The 18,756-nt window shown below is 37.9% G+C and carries 16 protein-coding genes; 12 read left to right on the top strand and 4 right to left on the bottom strand.

Translation table 11 applies throughout. The features are described from left to right. Nucleotides 1-3 precede the first annotated feature (3 nt). The 4 genes from hutI to ACFX4W_RS21065 all read left to right on the top strand — a co-directional run bounded on the left by hutI (nt 4) and on the right by ACFX4W_RS21065 (nt 3,040). A complete protein-coding gene (gene hutI, locus ACFX4W_RS21080; RefSeq protein ID WP_043979098.1) occupies nt 4-1,293 on the top strand; it encodes an imidazolonepropionase in 1,290 nt (429 codons plus the stop codon). Further along, entirely contained in the window at nt 1,268-2,251 is a 984-nt protein-coding gene (locus tag ACFX4W_RS21075) for an agmatinase family protein (protein ID WP_043979095.1), read from the top strand. The genes hutI and ACFX4W_RS21075 overlap by 26 nt, the downstream gene beginning before the upstream one ends. A gap of 189 nt (nt 2,252-2,440) precedes the next feature. Then, the gene (locus tag ACFX4W_RS21070; RefSeq protein ID WP_165575328.1) at nt 2,441-2,872 is read left to right on the top strand and encodes a MarR family winged helix-turn-helix transcriptional regulator; all 432 of its coding nucleotides are present in this window, start codon (nt 2,441-2,443) and stop codon (nt 2,870-2,872) included. Nucleotides 2,873-2,875: 3 nt separating this feature from the next. Continuing rightward, nucleotides 2,876-3,040, top strand: coding sequence for a hypothetical protein (locus ACFX4W_RS21065; RefSeq protein ID WP_164797590.1), 165 nt, complete (start codon nt 2,876-2,878; stop codon nt 3,038-3,040). A gap of 85 nt (nt 3,041-3,125) precedes the next feature. Here the strand turns inward: ACFX4W_RS21065 and ACFX4W_RS21060 are convergent, their stop codons facing one another. Together ACFX4W_RS21060 and ACFX4W_RS21055 are read right to left on the bottom strand one after the other, a co-directional pair. Then, entirely contained in the window at nt 3,126-4,064 is a 939-nt protein-coding gene (locus ACFX4W_RS21060; RefSeq protein WP_230184315.1) for a nucleoside hydrolase, read from the bottom strand. A 39-nt stretch (nt 4,065-4,103) separates the two neighbouring features. After that, the gene (locus tag ACFX4W_RS21055; RefSeq protein ID WP_280559362.1) at nt 4,104-5,174 is read right to left on the bottom strand and encodes an isocitrate/isopropylmalate dehydrogenase family protein; all 1,071 of its coding nucleotides are present in this window, start codon (nt 5,172-5,174) and stop codon (nt 4,104-4,106) included. 434 nt (nt 5,175-5,608) lie between these two features. Between ACFX4W_RS21055 and ACFX4W_RS21050 the strand changes: the two genes are divergently transcribed. The 4 genes from ACFX4W_RS21050 to ACFX4W_RS21035 all read left to right on the top strand — a co-directional run bounded on the left by ACFX4W_RS21050 (nt 5,609) and on the right by ACFX4W_RS21035 (nt 13,176). Then, nucleotides 5,609-7,030: a YfcC family protein gene (locus ACFX4W_RS21050; protein WP_043979084.1), complete on the top strand. Its 1,422-nt coding sequence runs from the start codon at nt 5,609-5,611 to the stop codon at nt 7,028-7,030. Between the two features lie 63 nt (nt 7,031-7,093). After that, the gene (gene iadA, locus ACFX4W_RS21045) at nt 7,094-8,266 is read left to right on the top strand and encodes a beta-aspartyl-peptidase (protein WP_043979081.1); all 1,173 of its coding nucleotides are present in this window, start codon (nt 7,094-7,096) and stop codon (nt 8,264-8,266) included. Nucleotides 8,267-8,358: 92 nt separating this feature from the next. Next, on the top strand, nt 8,359-10,911 hold the full coding sequence (locus ACFX4W_RS21040; protein ID WP_043979078.1) for a cyanophycinase: 2,553 nt from the start codon (nt 8,359-8,361) through the stop codon (nt 10,909-10,911). Nucleotides 10,912-11,130: 219 nt separating this feature from the next. Beyond that, nucleotides 11,131-13,176 carry a sigma 54-interacting transcriptional regulator gene (locus ACFX4W_RS21035; protein WP_097823840.1) on the top strand — a complete coding sequence of 682 codons (2,046 nt, stop codon included), beginning with the start codon at nt 11,131-11,133 and terminating at the stop codon, nt 13,174-13,176. A gap of 74 nt (nt 13,177-13,250) precedes the next feature. On the opposite strand, the gene ACFX4W_RS21030 is transcribed toward ACFX4W_RS21035, so the two are convergent. After that, a complete protein-coding gene (locus ACFX4W_RS21030) occupies nt 13,251-14,327 on the bottom strand; it encodes a cyanophycinase (RefSeq protein WP_043979073.1) in 1,077 nt (358 codons plus the stop codon). Nucleotides 14,328-14,750: 423 nt separating this feature from the next. On the opposite strand from ACFX4W_RS21030, the gene ACFX4W_RS21025 reads away from it, so the two are divergent. Together ACFX4W_RS21025 and ACFX4W_RS21020 are read left to right on the top strand one after the other, a co-directional pair. Next, a complete protein-coding gene (locus ACFX4W_RS21025; RefSeq protein WP_043979070.1) occupies nt 14,751-16,019 on the top strand; it encodes an MFS transporter in 1,269 nt (422 codons plus the stop codon). Then, entirely contained in the window at nt 16,019-16,405 is a 387-nt protein-coding gene (locus ACFX4W_RS21020; RefSeq protein WP_043979067.1) for a MerR family transcriptional regulator, read from the top strand. Before ACFX4W_RS21025 ends, ACFX4W_RS21020 begins: the two co-directional genes overlap by 1 nt. 109 nt (nt 16,406-16,514) lie before the next feature. On the opposite strand, the gene ACFX4W_RS21015 is transcribed toward ACFX4W_RS21020, so the two are convergent. Beyond that, nucleotides 16,515-17,261: a phosphorylase family protein gene (locus ACFX4W_RS21015; protein WP_043979065.1), complete on the bottom strand. Its 747-nt coding sequence runs from the start codon at nt 17,259-17,261 to the stop codon at nt 16,515-16,517. A gap of 281 nt (nt 17,262-17,542) precedes the next feature. On the opposite strand from ACFX4W_RS21015, the gene ACFX4W_RS21010 reads away from it, so the two are divergent. After that, nucleotides 17,543-18,115 (top strand): GNAT family N-acetyltransferase, encoded by a 573-nt coding sequence (locus ACFX4W_RS21010; protein ID WP_043979063.1) that lies wholly within the window; start codon nt 17,543-17,545, stop codon nt 18,113-18,115. Between the two features lie 51 nt (nt 18,116-18,166). Continuing rightward, complete coding sequence (locus ACFX4W_RS21005; RefSeq protein WP_165575324.1) at nt 18,167-18,616, top strand: GNAT family N-acetyltransferase; 450 nt, start codon at nt 18,167-18,169, stop codon at nt 18,614-18,616. Nucleotides 18,617-18,756: the final 140 nt, after the last annotated feature.

Genomic DNA, 18,756 nt, shown 5'->3' with positions numbered 1-18,756 from the left:
CGTATGACTATTACGTATATCAAATGCGCTGCACAAGTCATTACGGTTAAGGGAGGAAGTCAGCCTAGACGATCGGAGGAAATGTCAGATCTAGGAATCATTGAAAACGGCAGCGTACTCGTGAAAAATGGAAGAATTGTATTTGTTGGGCCTGACGTCAAAGCGCAGGAATACCTTGAGCATATTCATGAACCTATTAATATAATTGATGCCGAAGGAAAAATCGTAACGCCTGGGTTAATTGATCCACACACTCACCTTGTGTTTGGCGGCAGTCGTGAAAAAGAATTAGAAATGCGCTTAAACGGGGCAAAGTATATTGATATTTTAAAAGCGGGAGGAGGAATTTTACAAACAACCGTTAGTACACGACAAGCAACAGAAGAGGAGCTAATCAAGCAATCTACAAAACGTTTAAATAAATTTCTGCAGTACGGAGTTACAACTGTCGAAGCCAAAAGCGGGTACGGTTTAAATCTTAAAGATGAAATCAAACAATTAAAAGTAGCGAAGAAACTGAATGAACAGCATCCGGTAGATGTTGTTTCAACCTTTATGGGAGCTCATGCGGTGCCAGTTGAGTACAAAGGAAATGAAGATGAGTTTGTTCGTTTCGTTATCGAAGAAATGATACCAATCGTTGCAAAAGAAGAGCTAGCGGAGTTTTGTGATGTATTTTGTGAAGAAGGCGTGTTTACAGTTGAACAGTCAGATCGTATTTTACAAGCTGGAAAAGCATACGGACTAAAACCTAAAATCCACGCCGATGAAATTGTGTCTTTTGGAGGGGCAGAATTAGCGGCTAAAGTGGGAGCTGTGTCAGCGGATCATTTGTTAAAGGCATCGGATCAAGGAATTAAGCAAATGGCTGAAAGCGGAGTTATAGCCGTCCTATTGCCGGGTACTGCATTCTTTTTAATGGAAGAGCCGGCGCGTGCTAGAAAAATGATCGAAGCAGGAGTGCCTGTTGCTTTGTCTACAGATCGAAACCCAGGATCTTCTCCTACGGAATCGCTGCCGTTTATTATGAATTTAGCTTGTTTAACGATGAAGATGACGCCAGCAGAAGTTTTAACCGCCTGTACGATTAACGCGGCTCATGCCATTTGCAAAGGGGATCAAATCGGAAGTATTGAAGTAGGTAAAAAAGCCGATTTAGTGCTATTTGACGCTCCCAATTACCAAACGCTGCAGTATAACTATGCCGTAAATCTTGTAGACACGGTATTAAAAGATGGAAAAGTTGTGGTTGAAGGCGGTGTTTTACATGAACTATCCGTACCCACAGCTTGATCGACCGCCTTTTTGCTGGCAGCGTCAAAGTACTTCTGACCCCAAAGTAAGTGATTGGATTCAGACAGTTGAAGATGGGAGCAACGTCGACTTTACATCGATAGATATTACGGTCTTAGGCGTACCTCTTTCAAGATCTTCCATTAGCGCTTCTGGAGCCAGTGAGACGCCAATGGCCATGAGGAAGCTCTGGAAATCCTTTAACCCGTATCATATCGAGTATGATACGGATTTGACTTCCTTGTCAGTGCTGGATTTAGGAGACGTCAAGCAGCACGTCACGGATATAGGGAAGTCTCATCAGTATATAAAAGAAGCGATGATGTCTATGCGGAAATGCCATCCGCATGCGCTTCCTATTATGCTTGGAGGAGATCATTCTATTACAGCTATGTTAGTAAAAGGGTGGAAAGAGTCATATCCCGAACAGAAAATAGGGATTTTACAGTTTGATACGCACTTTGATTTACGCAGCTTAGAAGATAACGGTCCTTCTAACGGAACCCCTATACGTAATTTAATCGAAAGCAACACGATTGATGCAGCTCATGTATGGAATATCGGACTTCACGGGTTTTATAATTCAAAATCGTTAAAGGAATATGCAGATAGCAAAGGCGTCCATTATGTAACGTTACTGCAAGCAAGAAAAGCAGGAATAACTCATACGGTGAAAGAAGCATTAAAACAGCTGAGCAAAGAGGTAGACATGATCTATTTAACAGTTGATATGGACGTGTTAGATATCGCTTACGCACCGGGAGTTCCAGCAGGAACGACAGGCGGAATGAGGACAGATGAGTTGTTTGAAGCAGTATACACCGCCGGGAGTCATCCGCTTGTTCAAGCAATGGACATTGTATGTCTAGATCCGCTGCGTGATGTAGGAGAAATTACCGTGAAAGCAGGCGTACACGTGTTTTTGAATTTTTTAACGGGCGTTGCAAACAGAAAGTAAGGAAGTGTGCTTCCTTACTTTTTTTATGGCTCTTTTTATAAGATTAAGAAACGATTGTTGAGATTGGGATAAAATAACTTTAGAAGTATGTATGGATTTTAGTAAATATATTTTTACTAAAATAAACGATTTTTATTGTTTTTATTCAAATTTAGTAATAATATATTTACTAAAGAAGGTGGATATCTCATGAAGGAAAAGCTGGCTAAGGAATATATCGCTTTAATACCGGTTTTATTTGAAAATTTCAAGAACTTAAATAAAAATGAAGTGAAATTAACACATTTACAAAATCACGTAGTTGAATTTATGTATATGCAAAAAAAAGATTTGAATATTAAGGAAATTAGCCAAGGGTTAAATATTGCCAAACAACAGTTAACGAATGGTATCAGTGAATTAGAAAATGAAGGATATTTAATCAAAATGCCTGATCCGCGAGATAAGCGTGCGGTTTTAGTCTCATTAACGTCTAAAGGAAAAAGTATTCAAGAGGAAAAATGGAGAGGGATTTATAGTAACTTTCATGCAAATCTTGCGAAGTTAAATGAAGAAGAACAATTAGACCTGCACTTCGCTCTTCATAAATTAAATGTTTTATTAAAAAAGATGGAGGGATAAATCATGAATCAAAGAGAGCGAATTTCACTTATTAGTGTAGGCGTTATAGGCGGGACAGTAATGGGAGTAATTTATAAAGATATATCAAACTGTTTAATTACAGGTGTTATTGTTGCTTCAATCATTACTGTAATGCTCAATCAAAAAGCGAAAAAAACAGCTAGATAGTATGAATAAAAGTAAGTCAGCACCAGCAAGTTGCGAACTCGACGTTCTGGTGCTGATCTTATAAAACCTATCTTCTAGATGAACATTACGAAGCCGAATATGTGTTAAGAGCCTCAATCATTAAATCCCAAAAACCATCTACATCAAGGGTTAAACCAAACTTCGCATTTGCTTTCCTTCCTGTAACTCCAAGCAAATCAACTGAAGTCGTTCCAGCCGTGTATTCTCCGCGTGTTTCTACTACAATATTAACTTCTTTGAGCGTAAATAGTTCTGGAGCTATGCAATAAGCAACGGTTAATACATCGTGAACAGGCGGACCATCAAAGCCAAACGTTTCTTTATAGGCAGATTTAAAAAACGCTAATAATTCACCCACCTTTTTTGCTACGTTATTATCAATGTTCATCACTTGGTTAATAACGTTATCTGTTGCAACGGCTTGATGCGTAATATCTAACCCCATTACTACTAGTGGAATACCGCTATCAAACACTTTTTTAGCCGCTTCTGGATCTGCCCAAATGTTAAACTCAGCCGTTGGCGTCCAGTTCCCGAAGGTTCCACCGCCCATAAGGATAATCTCTTCAATGTTTTCTTTAATTTCTGGAGCTTTTATTAAAGCTAAAGCAATGTTCGTTAAAGGACCGGTAGGCAAAAGCGTAACGGGATCTTCTGACTCTTTGACCATTCGTATAATAGTATCTACTCCGTGTTCTTCGCTCCAGCTGCGAGAGAGAGCCGGGAACTCAGGGCCGTCTAATCCTGAATCCCCGTGTATACTAGGCGCGTTTTCACGTCTGCGCATCATTGGTTCGCTTGCTCCTTTTGAAACAATCACGTTATGTAACGATACTAAATCACACACTTTCAAAGCATTCATCGTCGTTTTTTCAATTTCTGCGTTTCCTGAAACAGTTGTAATCGCTAAAATATCTAATTCCGGTCGTGCGGCAGCCAAAATAATAGCAATAGCATCATCATGACCTGGATCACAGTCCATAATAATCTTTCTTTTTTTCATTATGATCACCTCTATAGAATGGATAAATTGCTGTTAATTTTACATGGATTTTATTTTTTCTAAAATAGCTTCTGTAAACTCCGACGTAGAGGCATGTCCGCCTAAATCTTTCGTTTTCACTTCAGCTAGGAGCGTTTGATAAAGTGCGTGTTCTATTGTAGCAGCTACTTCTGTAAGTTTGTGATCCGCATGTTTTTCAGCCAACCATTTCAGTAGCATGGCTGCTGAAGAAATAATACCGGTTGGGTTTGCTATGTTCAAACCTGCGATATCTGGCGCAGAACCATGAGCTGCTTGTGCCATAGCGATATGTTCATTTGCATTAAGAGAAGGGGCTAATCCTAAGCTTCCTACAAGCTCGCCGGCTAAGTCTGAAAGAATATCACCGTACATGTTTTCTGTCACAATGACATCAAAATCGGCTGCACGACGTACGAGATGAGCAGCCATGGCATCGATATGGTAGTCGTCCACTTTTACTTCAGGATATTGCTCAGCTATTTCTCGACAAACGTTTAGAAATAGTCCGGTACTTAATCTTAAAACATTTGCTTTATGTACGATTGTTACTTTTTTACGACGCTGCATAGCCAATGCAAAAGCTTCACGCGCAATTCTTTCTACGGCTTTTCGCGTAAATACGCCCGATGTCACCACAACGTCTTTTGTAATCTGCCATTCCCCATGTCCAGAATACATATTACGATCGGCATAAAATCCTTCTGTATTTTCTCGGACGATCACTAAATCAGCTTCTTTCACGACGCTTTTAATACCTGGCATTGTTTTAGCAGGGCGAATATTTGCGTAAAGATCTAAACTGTGACGAAGCTCTCCGCTAGGATTACGCTTTTCTTTGTGTTCAAGAGGGTAAGCCGCAGAATCATGCGGGCCAAGTATCCATCCATGCGTATGTTTTAAAGCATCTATCGTTACTTCTGGAAGAGGATCGTTATATTGTTTAATTCCTTCCCATCCCATAGGCAGATAAATCCATTCCATTTTTACTCCTGCTTTGCAAGAAGCATTTTTAACTACCTTAACTGCGGCATCGACAATCTCCGGCCCGATGCTATCGCCCCCCAATACCCCGATACGATAAACAGTCATTGTTTTGAACACCCTTTCATTATGCGCAATGCTTTTATAAATAGATTGAAGGTTTATAGTATTAATCTACTTAAAGAAAAGACAATAATAAAATAGTATTTTTTTATGTTTATAGATTAAATTCTTTTATCTTTCTTTTTGCAGCTTTTTAAAAAAAGAACTAGCTAATGCTTCGTGCTCCAGATTTTCTATCAACCAACATCTTAATTGGCGGTGTTAATTTTTTAAAAACACCCAATTAACACCTAAAACACGATTTAATTATATCATAATTCAGAAAATTAAACGGTTCTACGTTGGCACGAAAATTGCTTGTACTGTATATGAGGAATATAAAAGAAAGGAGCAATATGTAGTCGCAGATAAGGAAGCTGCTTTTAAAGAAAGAGATGTTTGTCTAAAGCTATTATTTCACAATGAAGGGGAGAAGAGGAATGAGTGAACTGCAAAAGGAAATGAGTTCATTAAATCAGGTACGGAAAAAAGAGAGGAAAATAAACGTTTTTGCTTTATTGTTAGGCTTTCTTGTGATTGCTACCATTTTAACGTATATCTTGCCAGCTGGAGAATATGCGCGTGTAGAAGTAGACGGGAGAACAACAGTAGATCCTCAATCGTTTAAATGGATTGATTCTACACCTGTTGGATTCTTTGAAATGGTCAAAGCAATACATACAGGAATGGTAGAAGGAGCCGACATTATCTTTTTTGTATTAATTATCGGCGGTTTCTTTGGTGTACTAAGCGCTACGGGGACAGTAGATGTATTAATTACAACGATGGCTAAAAAACTTGCTACCCGAGAAAAATTATTAATTCCTGTTATGATGTTATTTTTTGCAGTAGGCGGTTCTTTAATGGGGATGGCGGAAGAAACGCTAGCCTATATTCCTCTTTTAATTCCCTTGGCACTTGCTCTTGGATTCGATGCATTAACAGGGACTGCTATTGTGTTAATTGGCGCATCGGCTGGTTTTACTACGGCAGTTATGAATCCATTTACAGTTGGTGTTGCGCAAGGAGTAGCAGAGCTTCCTATGTTTTCTGGAATGGGCTTTCGACTCATCTTGTTTGTAGTTGTTTACGCTGTTTCAGTTTGGTTTGTCTACCGATATGCGATGAAAGTGAAAAAAAGTCCTTCTATTGGGACGTACGGAAAATACAGCATAACCAGCGCAAATAAACTTTTAAACTCGGATGCCAAGTTAACTAGAAAGCATAAATGGATTATGGCAGCATTTCTTGTTAACTACGTAATTCTTGCTTTTGGCGTTATTAAGTATAAGTGGTACATTACTGAAATTGCCTCTTTATTTGTCATTTTGACTGTTGTGATTGGGATTATTGGAAGGCTCTCTGTTGAAAATACAGTTAAGTCATTTACAAACGGGGCAGCAGCACTAGTTGGAGGAGCGCTTGTTATCGGAGTTTCTCGTGCTGTTCTTGTTGTTTTAAATGAAGGACATATTGTAGACCCTATGCTTCATCAAGTATCTGGAGCTATTCAGCATATTCCGGGATATTTAAGCGTCATCGGAATCTATAACTTCCAAGCGCTGATTCATCTTATTTTAGCATCTGGAACAGGTCATGCGATGCTGACGATGCCAATCATGACGCCTCTTGCAGATTTACTTGATATTACAAGGCAAACAGCAGTATTATCTTTTTCTTTTGCAGATGGCATTGGAAATATTATCTTCCCGACAGCTGGAACATTAATGGCTGGTTTAGCGATTGCGGGAATTTCATGGACAAAGTGGGCCAAATGGGTGTTGCCGTTAGTCCTTATTCAATATGTGATTGGTTTAATTGCCGTTGTGATTGCTTATTTTATCAATTACGGACCATTTTAAGCATCAAAATTATATAGAAAAATGTTATTCGTAAGTTGAGCTTACTAGTAGGAGGAATAGAAGTTGTTAACCTTAATCAAAAACGCAGAAGTATATGCACCAGAGTATTTAGGAAAAAAAGACGTATTGCTTGCAGACAGCAAAATCATCCTTATAGAGGATTGTATTGATCATGTAAATACGTCCATTCCTATTCATGTTGTAGACGCTGCTAATGATATTATAGCTCCAGGCTTTATTGACTCACATGTTCATATTATTGGCGGAGGAGGAGAAGGCGGATATAAAACACGCACGCCTGAACTAATGTTAACCGATGCAACGACTGCCGGTGTTACAACTATTGTAGGTGTACTTGGAACAGACGGTACAACAAGAAGAATGGAAAGTCTTCTTGCTAAAGCAAGAGGATTAGAAGAAGAAGGAATTAGCTGCTTTATTCACACAGGTTCTTATCAAATACCAGTAAAAACGTTAACTACCAGCATCGAAGAAGATCTTATTTTAATTGATAAAATTATCGGAGTAGGTGAAATTGCCATTTCTGACCACCGTTCCTCTGAACCGACATTTGAAGAACTGGTAAAGGCGGCTTCTGCTGCCCGCAATGGAGGGATTTTATCAGGGAAAGCCGGAATATTAGAAGTTCATGTAGGGGATGGAAAACGGAAATTATCTTTATTAAATCAAATCGCAGATGAAACAGATCTGCCAATTCGTCAGTTTCATCCTACACATATTAATCGAAATGAAGAACTGTTTAAAGAAGGAATTCAATTTGCAAAACGAGGTGGCTATGTAGATTTTACAACTAGCACCATTCCATATTTTTTAGAAGAAGGCGAAGTTAAGTGCAGCAAAGGGTTACGTATCATGCTTGAAGAAGAAGTTCCAATCTCGAGCATTACGTTCTCATCCGATGGACAAGCGAGCCTGCCGTTTTTTGATGATAACGGAGACTATAAAGGGCTTCAAGTTGGAAAAGTGTCTTCTTTATTTCAAGAAGTACGAGATGCAGTATTAGAAGAATCAGTGCCGTTAGAAACAGCTCTTCAAGTCATTACTTCTAATCCTGCCAAAGTATTAAAACTGGCCAATAAAGGGCATATTCAACCTGGAAAAGATGCAGATTTAGTCCTTTTAGACAAAGAGACACTAACAATTAAAACAGTTTTTGCTCAAGGTAAAGTAATGGTAAAAGACGGTGTCCCTGTTGTGAAAGGAACGTTTGAATAACAGGTTTTAAACATCATTTAACGAAAGTATCGAGGAAGGATACGAGCTAGTCAGAGAAAGGTATTAAAATTTGCGTGGAAAGGATCTTTCAAATGAAAAAGAAACTTGTTTCATGTCTTATCAGCTTTACATTACTTTCTTCTTTGAGTACACCGCTGCTTGCAAAAGCACAAGAAAATACTGAAGACATTAAAGGCAGCCTTGTTATTGCAGGCGGAGGTATAGGGACATCTAATCACGAAATCTATGAAAAGTTTCTCTCGCTTGCTGGAGGAAAAGAAAAAGCAAAAGTAGGGATTATTCCAGCTGCTAGCACAACGCTGCAGTCTTCTAAAAAGTTTAAGGAAGACCTCGTAAAATACGGAGCAAACTCAGATTCTATTAAAATTCTTCCCGTTTCAAATCACGATTTTTCTGATACACAAAAGGACGAATCAACCTGGAAGAATCAAGTAAATGATAAGAAGTTATCCCGTACGATTAAAGGACTAACGGCAGTTTGGTTTGTTGGAGGAGATCAAACCAAAATTGTGGATTCTCTTCGTCAAAATAATGGAAGTGATTCTGAAGCGTTAAAAGCTATTTGGGATATATATCGTAAAGGAGCAGTAATCGGAGGCACAAGTGCAGGAGCTGCAATTATGAGTGACGTCATGATTACAGGAGGAGACAGTCTAGGAGCGTTAAAAGACAGTTTAGAAAACAAGGAAAATAAACATGTAAGCAAAAACAAACGCAGTCAAAAAGAGTACGAGCCTCTATCAATTCAAAAAGGGCTGGGGTTTTTCCAACACGGCATAATTGATCAGCACATGGATGAACGAGCACGACTTGGGCGACTTGCAGTAGCTGCATATATTTCTGAACGTGACAAAGAAAAAAACTTTGCATACGGTGTGGACGAAGATACGGCTATGGTCGTTAACAATAAAGATCAAAAGATTGAAGTTGTTGGACGAAGCGGAGTAGCCGTCTTGGATATGAGCAAAGCTAAGCTTGTATCTAAGCAGAAAGCTCGTTCGGGATTAGAGAATATGAAGGTTAGTTACTTATCTTCTGGAGATAAAATTAACTATCATTTAAAGTCATTTGAATTTCCAAAAGAGAAAGTAGAAACGAAGGGATTTGAATATTACTCGTTTAACGCACTGCCTGCTACGGGTGTTTTTACGCCATATGGCAGATTAAAGGCTTATTTATCCTATTCTCTTGTTGACAATGAATCGATGAAATCTGCGAAAAGCTATGTTTATGACAGTAAAGGGTCGGGATATGAAATTGCTTTTCAAAAGGACAATGATACAAACGGCTACTGGAGATATACTGACGGACAAAAAGACGACTATTCCATTGTAAATGTCAGAATGGATATTACGCCCAAAACCTTCAAATTCCAATCGGATAGAAAAACTAGTTTAACGTATAAAAAACCTACTTTTTCTTCATCTGAAAGTCCTGCATACGATTCGATTAAAGGTAATCTCTTAATTGCAGGAGGAGCGCTTGGCAGCAGCAATTCAAGCGTGTATAACAAGTTTATTAATCTTGCAGGAGGAAAACAAGCCAAAATAGGAATTGTGCCTGCAGCGAGTACTAAGTTCGACTCTTCTAATCAGTTTAAAAGTGATTTAATTAAATACGGAGTGAAAGCGGAAAATATAGAGATTTTACCTATTTCGAACCATGACTTTAAAGGGACTTCTGAAAATGAGTCGACTTGGAAAACAAATATGAACAGTGATAAACTAGCGCAAAAAGTCAAAGGGCTAACGGGCATTTGGTTTGTAGGAGGAGATCAAACCTTGATTACGGGCTCCTTGCGTAATGAAAATGGTTCGGACTCAAAAGTTTTACAAGCTATATGGCATACGTATAAAAACGGGGCAGTACTTGGCGGTACGAGCGCCGGCGCTGCAATTATGAGTAATACTATGCTCGCAGGCGGAGATAGCTACGGAGCTCTTTCTTACGGATTTACAAACACATATAATGATATGACTCAGCAAGAAGGCGGGCCTGCTTATTTGGAAAAAGGTCTTGGCTTTTTCCAATACGGTCTTGTTGATCAGCATTTTGACAACAAAGCAAGACTCGGACGTCTTATTGCAACAGCATATGAAAAAGGAAATAAAAATCAGCTTTCATACGGAATTGATGAAGATACTGCTATGGTGGTAAATAATAAAGCAAAACAAATAGAAGTTGTGGGAAGAGGCGGTATTACGCTAGTTGACTTAGCGAAGGTACAGGCAAATGACAAATTTCCGAGTGATTACAAAAATATTCTTATCTCTTGTATCACTCCAGGCGACAAAGTAAATCTCACAACAAAAGAAATCGTCATAAACCCAGCTAAAACATCTACTAGAAAAAATGAATACTACAGTGAAAAAGTTGGACCAAATACAGGTCTTTTCTCTCCGCACGGTGTACTAAGCAAGTTCTTAGCTTACGATCTTGTTGATAACGCTCAGAGTAAAGAAATAAAGAGCTATGCATTTAACCAAAACAAAGGTTTTGAGCTTACCTTCCGAAAAAGTGCTGAAAGCAATGGTTATTGGGCTTATACAGACGGTCAAAAAGACGATTATTCCATTGTGAAAGTTGCGTTAGATATCAAACCAATAAAAGTAGCTATTAAATAAAAAGAGAACAGACAGTAATTCAATACATCTAGCACTTTAGCATATTGTGCCTCCACCTATTAAAGCGGAGGCACTTTTTTCTACTTATTTTTATTTGCAATAGGGACAAACGTCCGCTAGATGAAATGCAGGGCAACGTATAAAATGATAGGTACAGTATTCCAAGACTAATCTCTGAAGGCAAGCAAATTTAAAGGCCTGTAGAAAGGTGTTCATACGATGAAAAAGAAATTAGTTTTAATAACAGGAAGCAAGCAAACTAGAATCATTTTGCACAATCAATTAAAAGAGCTGCTAGACGATTACATTTTTATTGAATGCTTTGCGATTGACGAAGAATTACCGGGTGAAATTGATGGCGATGTTGTACTCTACTCATCAGAGAGTATAAAGCACGAACTGAAGGACAGATTAGACGTTCAGCATGCACATGAAATTGTAGGAAATAGAACGATTCACCATAAACATATAAATGAATTGCTGCAAATCCCCGCCCATACAAAAGTATTAATTGTAAACGATGACGATAAAGAAACCCTTAAATTAATAGAATCTCTCTATCAAGTAGGTATTAATCATGTTCAGTTTATTCCTTTTAAAAAGCAAAAGACCTATTACGAAGGTGTGGAAGTTGCTGTTTCTCCAGGTGAGATTCACTTATGTCCGCCATATGTAAAACATGTAATTGATATAGGCGTTAGGCTTTTTGATATGGCGACCATTTTTGAACTTATAAAATCATTTGGTTTTAATCAGTCTAATCATTCAATTATTTGGGATCGCTATTTACGAAATATTATTGAGCTGCAAAAAAAGCTAATAGAAGCAGAAGGGCAAATGAAAGAACTTCACCTCCATGTAAAGAGTGTTGTAAATGTAGTAGAAGATGGGATCCTGGCCGTGGATTTCAATAAAAGAATTACGTTATTTAATAAAAGGTTAGAATCATTGTTTCAGCTATCTTCTTCTGATGTTGTAAATCGTGAAATTCAACATGTCATTTCTAACGAAGGCCTTGTGGAGTTTATTACATCGTCCGACGAGAAAAGTCAGTACTTTAACGTAAACGGATACGAAATGGTTATCTATAAGTCTATGATTCAGGAAAGCAATACTACGGTAGCAACGTTTAAAAGTGTGAATCAAGCTGTTGAAATAGAAGGAAAAGCGCAGTCAGAACTTAGAAAAAACGGCTTTTCTGCTAAGTATAATTATCAAGATATTATCGGAGAACACCCAGCTTTGCTTAAAACGATTGAAATTTCCCGGAAAATGGCGGTTACTGAGTACCCTATTTTAATTCAAGGAGAAACCGGTACAGGAAAAGAGCTGTTTGCTCAGGCTATCCATAATCATTCTACACGTAAAAACGGACCGTTTCTTGCCGTGAATTGCAGTGCCATGACCGATACATTGCTAGAAAGTGAGCTGTTTGGGTATGAAGAAGCCAGTTTTACAGGAGCCCAAAAAGGCGGCAAAAAAGGGCTGTTTGAGAGCGCTGATAAAGGTACGATCTTCCTGGATGAAATTGGTGATATCAGTCCGCGTTTACAAACTCAGCTTTTAAGAGTGCTTCAAGAAAAAGAAATTAGACGGGTAGGAGGGACAAGAGTTATTCCGATCAATGTAAGAATAATAGCAGCTACTCACAACAATTTACTACATAAAATGAAAGAAGGGTTGTTTCGAGAAGATTTGTACTATCGTTTACACGTATTATCTTTAACGATTCCTCCTTTAAGATATAGAAGAACCGATATTCCTTTACTGATTCATCATTTTATTTCTAAATCAAAAACGTGGACGCATATCCATCCAGAAGCGATGAAGCTGCTTATCGAATATGAATGGCTAGGAAACATAAGAGAATTAAAAGGAGTCATCGAGTATTTGCTTACTGTCTGCGATGAAAACGAAGTGAAAGCAAAAGACGTAGAGTATAGGCTTAGTAGTCAAAAGGAGGAGCATACTTTACATGAAATTGAAAATGAATCGGTTGACTTGATCGAACTTCAAGAAAATCACGCTCTGTTAGAAACGATAAAGCAGTGTAATGATACAGGAAAAGCAGCAAGCAGAAAGTGGATTACACAGCATTTAAAAGGCTTTACTCTTACAGAACAGCAGGTGAGAAATCGTTTGGATGTACTAGAAGAAAGAGAGTATATTATAAAACGCAGAGGCAGAGCAGGAACGAAAATAACAGAAAAAGGACTGCATTATCTATATCATTTAAAAACAAAACAGCACTTAATCAATCCTTAATATACGGAAGAAAGGGAAACTTCACTAATCAAGTTTCCCTTTTCTATAAAATAGTGTCGTCATAGACTGGGCGTTTACGGCTGATTTCCTCCGTATACTTTTCCTGTAGAGGAAGTAATAACACCGCCGTTTACGTTTAAAGTATAAGCTAACCCTCCAGAACCCGTCCAAGTGGAAAGATTAAAAGTGCTGCCATTAAATAGTTTATAGATAGAAATATTATTAAACGTCAGCGGCTGACCACTTATACAAGTAGCAGGCGCCTTATTCGTTTTAGCTAGATAAACAGCTGCATTTGTAGAGCCTGGCTGTGTTACTACTTTAGCTGAACCATCTTTTTCTACCAGAAGCGCTGACTGTTCATTAACAGCAATTCCCTTGGCGCTTGTTCCAGTTTCTTCTCCGTCTTGGATATTACGTGCAAGAAATGTTAAAAAACGTCCCATTCTATCTCGTTGTTCAAAATGAGTGTCTGTTTGAATGTTATTATTATGCGGGGTTTGAATCAAATAATCTGTAAAAGAAATAAGAGAACTATAGGGATTGTTTAGCGCTGTTTTCGAATCTAAAGTTGTAGAGCCTGCTGAGATAGAGTCATAAACGTGATCACCTTGAATCATGGTGCCGGCACTTGTTCCTCCAAAAGGAATGCCTTGATTAATACGATTATTTAAGGCTGTAAGAGCTGGGGATCCTTCTAAGAAATCTACGTAATCAGCTTGATTGCCTCCAGCAAAAAAGATACCTTCTGCTTTGTTAATTTTGTCAATTAAAGAAGAGTCTGAACCTGCTCTTATTAAATCATCAACAACAATTGTGCTAACAGAGTTAAGGGGCTTACCTATGCTTTTGGCGAGGTCATAGATATATGAATTATAGGCGTCAGTACCCGTCGCTCTTATAACCAAGAAATCTCCGCCGTTTGCCTTTTGAATCATCCATTTGAATGCTTCATCTACATCGATGCTTCCGCCCATATAGACTTGCCCGAAGCTTGTACTAGTAGCTTTGTCTGCAGTACTTCCGACTTGATAAAGCGTATAAGGTACAGAAGCAGCGGAAGTGGAGATTGGAAGTAAAAGAGATGCCGCGAGAACAGCACAAGTAATGACCTGCTTTTTAATACTTTTCTTACGTTCAGCTTTTTTCATAAAGTTCTCCTCCTTTAATAAGTGTTCATAAATGAACATGCAAGTTTTATACCAACTTATTGAACACCGGCAAAATAGTGAAAGAAGGCTTTTTTTAAAAGCTCTATGTGTAATACAGGTTATTTATGGGTCATTATTAAGGTTTTTTACACCCGAAAAATGGCGAGAACAACTCTAACTTGGATATCTAATAGTGAAAAGAAATTGCAAAAGGTATATTACAAGATTACATCCCTCATTGAAAAATCACCTTTAAAAACTTAAAATTATAATAGAAAGGAAAAACAAGGATAAAAAGAAGAGCTGTCCGCAATAGCGACTTATTTATCAAACAGACCTTCATTCTATCAATATCTTCATCTCTTAAACATTTTCCACCAGCATTTCTACGCAGAAAAATTATACATGAGAGGATCTGTCAAAATGAACAAACAGGAAAGTAGCTACAGATGGGTTGTTTTTGGAACCGCTTTATTAGCGTATTATTTGATTGTCAGTCAACGAACAGCCCCTGGACTTATTACAGAACAGTTAATGAAAGATTTTCACGTTTCAGCGTCTGTTATAGGATTAATGACTAGTATACAATTTTTAGCATATGCAGGTCTTCAGATTCCTATTGGTTTACTTTCTGACCGATACGGTCCCAATCGATTTTTGATTATAGGGTCGCTTTTAACAGGAATAGGAAGTCTTATCTACAGCACGTCTCCTAACGAATATGTGTTAATTTTCTCTCGTTTACTAGTCGGTACGGGAGACTCCATGATTTTTGTCAATTTAGTGTTAATTTTAAGTCAGTGGTTTAAGGGAAATGAGTTTGTAAAGCTATTAGGTTTAATTGGGCTGGTAGGAAGTGTAGGTTCATTATCAGCTACCGTGCCTTTGTCTATGTGGATTTCATTTTCAGGCTGGAGGGTTCCCTTTCTTAGCATAGGTCTAGTTTTAATGGCGGTATCCTACCTGCTTTATGTCGTTTTGGTGGTGAAACCTAAACGATTATTTCAAGATGATGCTAAAGCAAATAAATCCTCTGTTAAGACTCCGGAAAGTGTATGGGCGATCCTAAGGAGAGTGATGACGACTCGCCAAGCCTGGGCAACATTTCTTTGTCATTTTGGTGTAGTTGGTACATATATCGGTTTTATTGGTTCTTGGGGAGTTCCTTATGGAATGAATGTGTTCCATTTATCTCGCGCTGATGCAAGTCAGCTTATTATGTATGGTCTGTTTGGCGCTATGATTGGCGGACCTTTAATCAGCTGGATATCAAGCAGGTTAAATTCCATTAAAAAAATTTATTCACTTATTCATCTTATTGTGGTGCTTAGCTGGACTGGGTTATTACTTTCCGGCGTGAAACCTTCATTCATGCTAGTCGTTATTTTGCTTTTTATCATCGGCTTTGGAAACGGCGCAAGCGCTTTGACATTTGCCGTAGTACGTCAATCCTTCTCAGTAAAAGAAGTAGGAGTTGTATCAGGTTTTGCCAATATGGGAGGCTTTTTAAGCGCAGTATTATTACCTAGTATTTTCGGAAATGTCCTGGATTTATTCCCCGAGCGTTCGCTGCATGTTGGTTATCATTATGCTTTTATGATTCCCATTTTGTTTTCAATGATGGGGTTGTTAGGTGTCTTACTAATTAAAGAAAAAGGAAAAAAGGAGCAAAAGGTGCTGAATGCTTCTTAATGTCTTATACAATGAGAGACATGCAAGAAAAAACGGGGCTGTCTGCGCCCACTCTGCGATACTACGAAAAGGAAGGCATTTTACCATTTGTGGAACGAAATGAACATGATCACCGTCTATACAATGACCAGAATATCGAGTGGGTCAAGTTTATTTTAGCCTTACGTGCAACAGGGATGCCGCTTGTCGAGATTAAACAGTATGTAGAATCATATAAAAAAGGAGAAAGTACCATCAGCGAACGTAGAAAGATGATGCTTCAGCATAAAAAGAAAGTGGAAGCAGACATGTCGCAAACCTACCTGCATCTAGAACGAATTAATTATAAACTTGCGCTGTACGATACGTTGGAAGCTGGTTTAAACAATAAACAAATAAAAATTTAAATGCTGATAACAGAGAATCCTGTTCATACCCAAACTATACAGGTGTTAAAAACTGCGAAACAAACAAAACAAGATAACTGCACAGTTATCTTGTTTTGTTTGTTCTATTCTAGTATGTACTGCTTAAATAAAGAGCTACATCGCGAATTGCTTTATCAGTTGCACTTTCTATTAACTCTCTGTCCTTTGTATACGAATAAAGAGTATCGCCGTGAAGAAGGTGGTCTGATAAATTTAATAAGCCGACAGCCCGCTTGTTGAATTTATGAGCAATGACCAAAGTGGTAGCTGTCTCCATATCCACACCGAGAAAACCTGCAAGCGACCATTCCTTTACCATGTCAAGTGTCTCGATCAGCATGGCACCCATACTGACCACGTGTCCTTTTATATAGCTGTAGCCTTTTTGTTCACAATATCTACAGGCGGCTTCCACTAACTCTTGGTCAGCTTCTACAAGCGTTTTTTCTGGTAAATACCAGTGTGATACGCCATCTTGCATTTTTGCTGCAGATACGATTAAGATATCTCCATATTGTATAATAGAAGATAAGCCTCCAAAATATCCCGTTTGAATAAATAAGTCGGTTCCGCTGCCGGCAAATTGATGTACGATGTTTGACGCCATCGGACTGCCGTACACATTCGCAAATCCTATGTTTCTGTTATTTAACTTACCTATTACCGTGTTCCATTTAGGCATATGAACATCAGTGGATAAGATCTCCTTCCATAAATTTATATTATCTTGAAATTCCCACTCACCATGAATAATAAATGCATTAGGCAGCTCTTTTTCTGGTAGCTTTAATACGTTTAGCCAATCTTCTTTTTCAAAATCGCCATACAGCTTCATCTTTTTCTCCTTATTTTCTCATTTAGACTAGTTAGAAAAGAATTCTTCATTACTAGCTTTCATTCCTTTAATTTTTAGAACTAACAAATATAAAAGAAATGACAGTGCTGATTTAAAAATGAAGTTATGCGTGCTTTTTTTGCTCATTTCTCGACAAATATTTAGAATTAAAAAGGAATTCAGTAATAATAAAAGAAATTTCTTACTAACGCTTATTTAAATTAGATAAAGCTGTGAGAAAAGCTCCGTTTAGTGAATGGATAAGAGGAGGGAAGGTACAGGTGTCAAATTATTTTCCCATAATTAAAACAAAAAGGCTTACCCTAAGGGAGATTGTAGCAGAAGACGCAGGCAGTATTTTAAAATACCTATCCGATAAAGAAGTAATGAAACACTACGGTCTAGAGCCTTTTACAACGGTTGAAGATGCTTCAAATGAGATTGCGTGGTATAAATCGATCTTAAACGAAAAATCTGGAATAAGATGGGGTATTACTCTTAAAGAACAAGACGACATTATTGGCAGCTGCGGGTTTCTTAATAGAGTTCATAACCATTACCGTGCAGAAATTGGATATGAGCTAAGCAAAGATTACTGGGGGAATGGGATTGCTAATGAGGCATTGGGCGCTGTTATAAAATATGGTTTTACACATTTTAATTTGCGGAGAATTGAAGCATTAATAGAGCCTGCTAATACTGCTTCACAAAAATTAATAAAAAAGCATAGCTTTATAAAAGAAGGCTTATTAAGAAGCTATGAATTTACGTGTGGAAAATTTGATGATTTATATATGTATTCTTTATTAAAACAAGATTTTGACAGGCTTCAACCACATGAAGGGAATATCTAGACATCGTTATTAAGAATACGAATAGCATAATGACAGATAAGGGGAAAATGTATGGCCCATTTTAATGTTGATATTGTTCACTATCATCCTCAATTTGCTGAACAAACGGTAAAAATGTGGAGAGATAGTAAAGAAAAAGCGATTGAACAAAAGGAAATGCACAGTTTTGACCGTCATGTCTATTTTTTAAATCATATATTGTCAGCACACTATAAAATTGAATTAGCGTTAATGGATGAACAAATAGTAGGAATGATTGCTTATCATGCTGACGAAATTAGCCAACTGTACGTTCATGTAGATTATCAAGGAGGAGGAATCGGACAGCTTTTACTCGAAAGAGCCAAGACAGAATCAAATGGAAAATTAATATTACGTACATTTGAACGAAATAAAAATGCCCAGAGGTTTTACGAGAAACACGGCTTCAGTATTATAAAAAGAGGATGTGAAAACGAAGAGAAACTACCCGATATTACATATGAATGGACAAACAAATGAAGCATACGTAATTTTAATAAAGGAGCGGTTAGTGTGAATACGTTAGCACATGAAACATAACAACGCTGTCTATATGTCCGTGGTCCGCCTTTTACTAGTTTAAGATAGATGATTAATGCTAGCTATAAAAAGGAGGAGTT

Source organism: Priestia sp. YIM B13489 (genome assembly GCF_042787645.1).
GTDB lineage: Bacteria > Bacillota > Bacilli > Bacillales > Bacillaceae_H > Priestia > Priestia megaterium.
Note: the sequence above shows the minus strand (reverse complement) of the source record. Positions and strands in the feature narration are given on the sequence as shown.

Bases quoted from the DNA above. Each gene is read 5' to 3' on its own strand.
- ACFX4W_RS21035 (WP_097823840.1), top strand. From the start codon at position 11,131: ATGAAAAAGAAATTAGTTTTAATAACAGGAAGCAAGCAAACTAGAATC.
- ACFX4W_RS21005 (WP_165575324.1), top strand. From the start codon at position 18,167: ATGGCCCATTTTAATGTTGATATTGTTCACTATCATCCTCAATTTGCT.
- ACFX4W_RS21050 (WP_043979084.1), top strand. From the start codon at position 5,609: ATGAGTGAACTGCAAAAGGAAATGAGTTCATTAAATCAGGTACGGAAA.
- ACFX4W_RS21060 (WP_230184315.1), bottom strand. From the start codon at position 4,064: ATGAAAAAAAGAAAGATTATTATGGACTGTGATCCAGGTCATGATGAT.
- ACFX4W_RS21055 (WP_280559362.1), bottom strand. From the start codon at position 5,174: ATGACTGTTTATCGTATCGGGGTATTGGGGGGCGATAGCATCGGGCCG.
- ACFX4W_RS21015 (WP_043979065.1), bottom strand. From the start codon at position 17,261: ATGAAGCTGTATGGCGATTTTGAAAAAGAAGATTGGCTAAACGTATTA.
- ACFX4W_RS21030 (WP_043979073.1), bottom strand. From the start codon at position 14,327: ATGAAAAAAGCTGAACGTAAGAAAAGTATTAAAAAGCAGGTCATTACT.
- hutI (WP_043979098.1), top strand. From the start codon at position 4: ATGACTATTACGTATATCAAATGCGCTGCACAAGTCATTACGGTTAAG.
- ACFX4W_RS21070 (WP_165575328.1), top strand. From the start codon at position 2,441: ATGAAGGAAAAGCTGGCTAAGGAATATATCGCTTTAATACCGGTTTTA.
- ACFX4W_RS21040 (WP_043979078.1), top strand. From the start codon at position 8,359: ATGAAAAAGAAACTTGTTTCATGTCTTATCAGCTTTACATTACTTTCT.
- ACFX4W_RS21025 (WP_043979070.1), top strand. From the start codon at position 14,751: ATGAACAAACAGGAAAGTAGCTACAGATGGGTTGTTTTTGGAACCGCT.
- ACFX4W_RS21075 (WP_043979095.1), top strand. From the start codon at position 1,268: ATGAACTATCCGTACCCACAGCTTGATCGACCGCCTTTTTGCTGGCAG.
- ACFX4W_RS21065 (WP_164797590.1), top strand. From the start codon at position 2,876: ATGAATCAAAGAGAGCGAATTTCACTTATTAGTGTAGGCGTTATAGGC.
- ACFX4W_RS21020 (WP_043979067.1), top strand. From the start codon at position 16,019: ATGTCTTATACAATGAGAGACATGCAAGAAAAAACGGGGCTGTCTGCG.